The 7,037-nt window shown below is 55.4% G+C and carries 5 protein-coding genes; 4 read left to right on the forward strand and 1 reads right to left on the reverse strand.

The window, feature by feature from the left end:
* Window positions 1-598 precede the first annotated feature (598 nt).
* The gene (locus tag EEQ99_RS10385) at window positions 599-1,156 is read right to left on the reverse strand and encodes a hypothetical protein (RefSeq protein ID WP_127430351.1); all 558 of its coding nucleotides are present in this window, start codon (window positions 1,154-1,156) and stop codon (window positions 599-601) included.
* 196 nt (window positions 1,157-1,352) lie between these two features.
* Here EEQ99_RS10385 and EEQ99_RS10390 point away from each other — a divergent pair, with 196 nt between their 5' ends.
* From EEQ99_RS10390 to EEQ99_RS10405, 4 genes are all read left to right on the forward strand, one after another.
* Window positions 1,353-2,264 (forward strand): hypothetical protein, encoded by a 912-nt coding sequence (locus tag EEQ99_RS10390; RefSeq protein WP_127430352.1) that lies wholly within the window; start codon window positions 1,353-1,355, stop codon window positions 2,262-2,264.
* Window positions 2,264-4,588 carry a DDE-type integrase/transposase/recombinase gene (locus tag EEQ99_RS10395; protein WP_127430353.1) on the forward strand — a complete coding sequence of 775 codons (2,325 nt, stop codon included), beginning with the start codon at window positions 2,264-2,266 and terminating at the stop codon, window positions 4,586-4,588. The genes EEQ99_RS10390 and EEQ99_RS10395 overlap by 1 nt, the downstream gene beginning before the upstream one ends.
* A 64-nt stretch (window positions 4,589-4,652) precedes the next feature.
* Window positions 4,653-5,669 (forward strand): ATP-binding protein, encoded by a 1,017-nt coding sequence (locus tag EEQ99_RS10400; RefSeq protein WP_127430354.1) that lies wholly within the window; start codon window positions 4,653-4,655, stop codon window positions 5,667-5,669.
* Window positions 5,662-6,927, forward strand: coding sequence for a hypothetical protein (locus EEQ99_RS10405; RefSeq protein ID WP_127430355.1), 1,266 nt, complete (start codon window positions 5,662-5,664; stop codon window positions 6,925-6,927). Before EEQ99_RS10400 ends, EEQ99_RS10405 begins: the two co-directional genes overlap by 8 nt.
* The last annotated feature ends 110 nt before the right edge of the window (window positions 6,928-7,037 follow it).

Below are 7,037 nucleotides of genomic sequence, written 5' to 3' on the forward strand. Positions count from 1 at the left end.
GCTGTTCAAACGCTGCGACGAGGAACCCGCGACCGGACTATCGGCCCCTTCGGCCTTCCGTAGCTTACCACAATCATCATGGATGCGAACAAGAGGCCTCGTGGCATTGGAGAGGGCCGTCGCGAAATCTCCTCAGCGCGAGGTGGAGACGGTTCCTCCTTCACCTCGACATTGCTTATACTCGAATAGCGGATGCGACAGGCAAGCCCAGCAGTCCAATAAAAATTCGGTCGGACTACCACTCTCGGAAGCGATTTGTTCTTCCTCGTGCGCCGGTCCGGTGTTCGAATTTGTCTCGGCCTCAGCAGGGCAGCCAGCCAAATTCTAGGGCGCTGATGTAACGGTTCGAATACCCTGCCACCCCAAATTGGGCAAGGAGATCGTCTCGTGACAGCCAGTCAGCGAAAGGAATTCCTTCGGACCTATCACCTTGGGATGAACTCATTAAACAAGGAACGTATTCTGCCGTTTGGGAGCGGGTTTCAACGCCGTAGTCGATTTATTTCCTTGCGTATCCAAAAATGTCAACATTTGTTCCCCGAAGGAATTCCGTATCCAAAAATGTTTTTGGATACGGATTTATTTGCGGAATTCATTCTCAGATTTCCTTGCGCTTCCGGCGGGTGCGGTAGCGCTTCGGGCGTTCTACCGCGACGGTTATCGGCTCACCGGAAATCCAGTAGCCGTTATCGCGGTACACGAACTCTCCCTTTGCGTCCGTTAAAATCCGTCCCAGTCTTTTCGCCGGGGTGGGGTGGTCGATTTCGACGCCCAGCGCTTTAAGCCTGTCATAGATTTCGATCCTGCTTAGAGGATGCCCTTGATCCTTTAATATCCGGTAAGCCTGTTGCCGAACTTGCCAAGCTTGCGCGTCCGGACGCTGAATCCGCCTTTTTGCAAACTCTTCAGGCACATCTGGAAGCTCATCGAGATGATTGGGACCCTCGCCAGGGTTTGCGCCAAGCAGGCTGAGCGATCTCTTGGCATCGCGAAGATGTCTCAGGTCAAGCTCGACCTGCCGCGTCTCGGCTTCCAATCGTGCCATCTCAGCTCGTATCTCGTCGCGCCGCTTCTCCAAGGTCGCAACCTGCCGATCAATCGAGACCATCGCGGCGTGTGTCGGTCTTCCTTGGGGGCGATTTGTTGATTGCTGCATAGGGCTCTTCCGTATCCTTGAGAATCGCTATAGGTACAATCTGCGCTGCGATGCTCCTGTTGATTGTCGCAAGCGGCGCTGCATTCGGTAACCAGTAACACGACTAGAGAATTCAGTCATCCGCTAGGGGCCCTTCAGCCTCTGCCGGAGCCTATTTCCTTTCGCCAATTCACAGAAATCTTTCTAGGAGCTTGAAATGAAACACCGGTCTGACATCATCTTCGACCCATTCGCAGTGTTTGGGACCCAGCGCGTTACCGACCTCGGATTCGACCCTTCAGCGTTCGACGAGGAGGACGAATACGTCCCGCAAGATGTTCGTCCCAACACGTTGGACGTCGTCGCCAAGCTGTTTTGGGCTGAAAACGGAGGCCCAATCAGGACCATCATTGATGGACGCAAGACCCGTCCGACGGGAACTTTCCATGCTCTAAAGGGTGGCGCGAGAGCTATGCCCTGGGAATCGAAGCTTGAGCGTACGGCAATGTCCTTGGCCGACTTCTCACCTCGCGTTCACTACCTGCTCGCGCAGCCGCACCGCCTTGAAATCTCCGTCCGACGCAATAGGGGGCGGCCACTGATATACTTTCCCGATCTGCTGCTACAGGTGCATCCCTCGTTCGTCGAAGACCTGCGCAAAGGCATGCCGTTCTCGCAAGCCGCATGCGTTTCAGCAAGTCGGGATGTTCCGCCTCATCGACTGCAAAACCTGCTGCTGGAGATTAAGGCCGATAAAGACCCCCGTGAGGACGATCCGGCATATCAGCATAAGCTCAGCCTGGCTCAAGAACTTTATGAGCGTCGCGGATTTGCTTTTTTCAAAATTCGGCAGTCGGTGCATCTAAACAAGCAGTTCACTGCAGTCGCGAGGCGTGCCGACCTTCACAAGTATACGACACTTGACGAGCACGACTTCACGACGTGCCTTGCCCACTTCGCGGGAAGGGATACGGTGCCGCTTTCCTCCCTCCATCAGGCATTTGGAAATGGTCCATCAGCGCAAGCGAAGGTGATCGCCCTTCACTACCGACGATTCATATCCATCGATCTCATCGCCGGTTTGAAAAGCGGTTCGCCAGTTCACCTGATCCAACAGGGGGCAGCGTGATGACCCTTGATATATCGGTAGGTGATCAATACCAGTTCTGCAGCGGGACGGTTCGAGGCGCTTTCAAGGTTGAAAGCGAAAACGATGAAAGCCTGATTTCCCTCAGAAGTCTGTCGGATGGACGAGAAGTGCATATCAAAGCGCTCGATCTGGCTGTCCTGCAGGCGAGAGGCGGCGCGGTTCGCACTAAGCGCCGAGGCGAAACGATACGCGCCGTCACCGCCTTCGACATCCGAAGTCTACACGAGCCTCCTAGAAAGCATATAACAAAAAGGCAACTGAAAGACTGGGAAATCAGGAGGGCGGACTTCGAGCGTGCAGCAACGCTTCTTTTCTACGTGCGAGCTTTTGATGCTGCACCCGGAACAAAGAAAAGCACAACAGCGCTCGACGAATTTATCGACGGCGAAGGCAGTGGGGCAAAAACGGCCGGGCTCGAATGGCGACCGTCTGCCAGCGCTGTCCGGAAGGCATTGGCAAAAGGAGGAGAGAACAATCGGACGATTGCCCTCTACCTCCGCAAAAGGGGAAGCGCCAGGAAGCAATCTAAATGGCCCGCATGGGTATACGAATTAGGCCAAAAGACAGTAGCCCACTACTGGGGTGATCCAGTTGTGCTCTTCACTCATGCCCATGGCTATTTCGATGACATTTTCTATGCAACACGCGAGGAACTGATCAGCGCTCGTAGAGAGAAGATCGGAGACGCTTCGTCAAGCCTTCCTCTAGAGTCGGACGAGTTCGCCGACCTGATGTTCGAGCCCCCCTGCCATCAGACGTTGACCAACTGGATCAATGAAGCGCGGTGCCATGCAACGATAAAGTCAAAGTTTGGCATACAGCAGGCCAACCGGGAGTTGCGCGGACGAGGTGAAAGCGTCACCGCGATTGCCCCGCTCGAAATCATTGTACTGGATCAGACGCTCGGGGACGTGTGGGCGTGCGAAGAGGTCCAGGTTGACGGCACGACCGCAATCGTCCTGAAGCGGCCCTGGCTTGTGTGGGCGATAGACTTGTTCTCGCGGATGAATGTTGGCTTTGTTATGACATTTGATCCGCCTTGTATCGCAACGCTGATGGCCTGCTTGCGTGACGTCGTCAGCCCGAAAGCGGGGATGATAGAGCGCTTCGGTTTCTCGAAGGGCGCTACCGATGGATGGGGTAAGTTCAAGACTGTCATCCTCGACAACGCACTAGCTCATATTGGTGTAAGCCTCCAGCTGGTTGGTGACATCGCGGGATTCGAGGTCGACTACGCGCCGATTCGAACGCCAGAATATAAACCTTGGATCGAGCGCTTCGTTCGCACCATGAATGGTGCATTGCATGCCTTACCAGGAGGCATTCCTTGCCCGCCCGAGGAGTTGGAGACCAGGGGCATCGATCCCCAGAAAAGTGCCGCACTGACCACCGACTCGATTCGAGACCTCATGGATCACAAGATCATTGAATATAACCTCGATGACCACGATGGCATCGGCATGGCTCCTGCTCGCAAGTGGACGGAAGGCGTCGCCGAGTTTGGTCGCCTTTCCGTCGACGACGCCCGCTCATTCAAGTTAGTTTTGGGGCGCTACGAGACCCGGACGCTCGATGCGGAAGGCATTCTCCTCAATGGCCATACCTTCCATGATCAAGGAATCACGTCGATGCTGCTTGATCACATGGCGCGGTTCCATCGTGAAAGGCGGAAGCGGAAGCCGGGCCAGACCGCATCGTTCCGTGTGCATCTCTTCTTTGACGACATGGATTGCTCCTCGATTTCGATCATTGACGAGTTGACAAACGAAGTCGTGGAACTTCCGAACAGCGATCCATTCTATGCCGAGAAGCCGGTGTCCTTTGCGTTCTCCAAGGGTGAGCGCGAGTATCAGGCCAAGCTCAACAAAAACTTCCACACGCGGGAAGAGAAGGCCAAAGCTCGTCGCGAATACACCAAGGAGCTTGAGGCGAAGCTCGCGAACGACAATCACGCTGAGGCGAAGCGAACGATCCGCGTGCTCCATGGGCGTGAGAAGCCGCAACTAGCCCCGGGCAGCCAGATCATTGACCTGAAAATCAACCCATCGATCAGCGGGATGCCGGTGGCCGAGGCGGTTCCGGTGTCAATGCCATTCTCCGAGCGAGCGGATGTTCTGATTGCACCCAAGGGCCGTAAGCCGAAAAAGCCGAAGACTCGCAAAGACGCGGCAGTCTCGGAGGTGGCGAACGATCATGCCAAGCCTCACGAGCGGGGAACAGCCGATCTCGATTGGGCCGCTCAACCAGACGTCGACGAAAGCGAAGCCGCGCTCGACGAGTTGGCGCGTCGCTACGGCTTTTAACCTGCTGGGTGCGGGCGGAAAACCTGCACCCACTCATCACCAAAACTAGATCAAGGAAACAAAGGTGCACTTCACGTCTCCCGTCGATGAACTCGAACACCTGTTCAAAAACCTTAGAGTCGAGCACTCGTTCATGAAGCAAGCGCACAAGACCTTCGATGCGCTTCGCAGCACCAGGCGGCGCATAATGGAAAGGACAGCCGTCGGGAACGAGGCAAGGTGTGCGACGCTGTTTGCAGACACCCAGAGTGGCAAAACCACAATTGTGACCGCCTATTTAGAGCGCACTGTCGTAGACTACTGCTACGAAGTTGGGCTGTTCGCGCGAGACACTCCGCGAGTTGCTGTCGCACTGCTGCAGAAGGTGGTTGTGCATGTCTCCGTGTCCGGGACGTCCACCCTTATGTCGCTTCTTGAAGACATACTCCGGGCATACAACGATCCCTGCCCAGAAACAGGTAATCTAGGGAACAAAAAACATCGCATTCTCACCTATATAAATGAGTTTCGGACGGAGCTTTTGATTTTCGATGAGATGAATCATCTCAGGATCGGTGCGGCGTCCATAAATGCGAGATCAGAGGCTACCAGGGTGCACAACACACTGAAGGACTTTCTCCTTGGTGGCTGCCCCGTGGTTTTCGTTGGAACCAGCGAAGCAAGGACGAAGGTCTTCTTAGACAAACAGATACGCGCCAGATGCATCAAGCAGCTCTTCCTGGGCCCGTTGAACTATAAGAAACCGAAGCATCGGGACGCATTCAACGAATTTGTTGGTCTGATCGGCCTGCATCTACAGCGTTCGGGTTTATTGGCCGAACGTTCGAACTTCATGAGCAAAGCCGTGTCCACACGGCTATTCGTTGCTTGTGGCGGATATCTTGGCCATGCGGCAAACTTAATCGAACGAGCCGCTCTCTATGCAATCGAGGACGGTGCAGCGCGGGTTGAGTTCGACCACTTACGGGAGGCAGCTGGCGAATATACCGTTTTCAACGAGCTTGCGACTAGCAATCCGTTCGATAAGCCAGATCGGGAGAGCAATCCAGCACCTGCGACGGAAGCGGGGGCTCATGTCTGAGTTGTTAGACCGCCACGACGCTGAGGTTGCCCATGCTGTTGAACGGGCGGCCAATGTGGGTCGTATTCTAGCCTTGCCGGTCGATCTGCAGCCTGGCGAACACCTCCGGGACGCTGCGTTCCGAGCGGTCAGCCGAAATGGGTTCTCAAACAGCGACGTCGTTCTCAAATTGGCGAAGTCGAAGTCTAGGAGCTTGGCTTCTCTCCATGGCGGGGCGGCCGACGATATAGGTCGCCTGATTGACGTCCTTGGTATCCGGAAGGATGCAGATGCGGTGAAGGGGTTTCTTACAGAAACGCCTGGTTGCGGCCGAGACTGGGTCGAATTCTTCGGTGTCAATTTGCGCCGGGGGCATCTGACCAGTCGACGTCGCGTTTCGCCGACGTCACTTCGCAAATACGGAGCGCAAAAGGCGATGTGGTCGCTGCAACCACTGGGCTTCGACGTCGCCACAAAGGAAGAATTGCTGGGTCATTGCCCAGTCTGCCAAAGCGAATTGGGCTGGTCCAGAAACTTCGGCGTCAACTTCTGCGACCGCTGCGCACGCCCGGGCAAAGCTGCCGTCGATTTGCGTGACTTCCCCCAACCGCTCGCCGACATCCAGGATGAAGCGGCGGTGCAACTTTTCGCCGATCTTGTTGATCCCGAAGCGGCTGATCGTCGTGCCAAGCTGAAACTGCATCCTGAGTTAAGCCAGTTGGGGCGAGGAGCGCTTTTTCAGTTTGCCGTCCAATCAGCAAGTCGCTTTGACAAAACCAAAGCTGGTTGGGGCGGGTGCCTAAAGGTCAGCTCTATAGAGCGTGCTGGGCGTGCAATCTTGGAATGGCCGAAGGACTTCGACCAACTGCTGGCACCTAGAAAGGCCGGGCAGTGCGACATCAGCGCCCTATGTTCCGATCCAACGCTGTCGTCCAATCTTCGGTCGCTATTGAAGGAGCGAAAAGACAAGTGCCTTGGGCGGGTGGTTGTCGAGAAGGTTGGCCGATCCATGAGTTCATCAATTCCTTCCGCACCCATTCGGATGAGCGGTCCAATGAGGAGCGGGCGGGTTGAATTGCGGCGTCTGACTGATAGAGCCGGAGAAATCCACGCCGTGGAAGCAGCCGTTGCCTTACTGCGAAGCTCGTCTCAGGCACGAACACTCGCTAAGGACATCGGACTGCCTGTGCCACATCTTGTCGATCTATTTGACGACGGATTGCTACCAGAACTCATTTCGGTGTTCGGGCCGCTAAGATCGGTGACCTTGCCCCGTTGAAATAATCCATTTTGAAGTAAGCTCTGGCCCATTGAGAGGACCAGAGAATGAAGCGCAACCGTTTCACAGACGAACAGATTATCGGCATTCTGAAGGAGCACGAGGCGGGC

This window comes from Rhizobium anhuiense, from assembly GCF_003985145.1.
Lineage (GTDB): Bacteria > Pseudomonadota > Alphaproteobacteria > Rhizobiales > Rhizobiaceae > Rhizobium > Rhizobium anhuiense.

Bases quoted from the DNA above. Each gene is read 5' to 3' on its own strand.
- EEQ99_RS10385 (WP_127430351.1), bottom strand. From the start codon at position 1,156: ATGCAGCAATCAACAAATCGCCCCCAAGGAAGACCGACACACGCCGCG.
- EEQ99_RS10390 (WP_127430352.1), top strand. From the start codon at position 1,353: ATGAAACACCGGTCTGACATCATCTTCGACCCATTCGCAGTGTTTGGG.
- EEQ99_RS10395 (WP_127430353.1), top strand. From the start codon at position 2,264: ATGACCCTTGATATATCGGTAGGTGATCAATACCAGTTCTGCAGCGGG.
- EEQ99_RS10405 (WP_127430355.1), top strand. From the start codon at position 5,662: ATGTCTGAGTTGTTAGACCGCCACGACGCTGAGGTTGCCCATGCTGTT.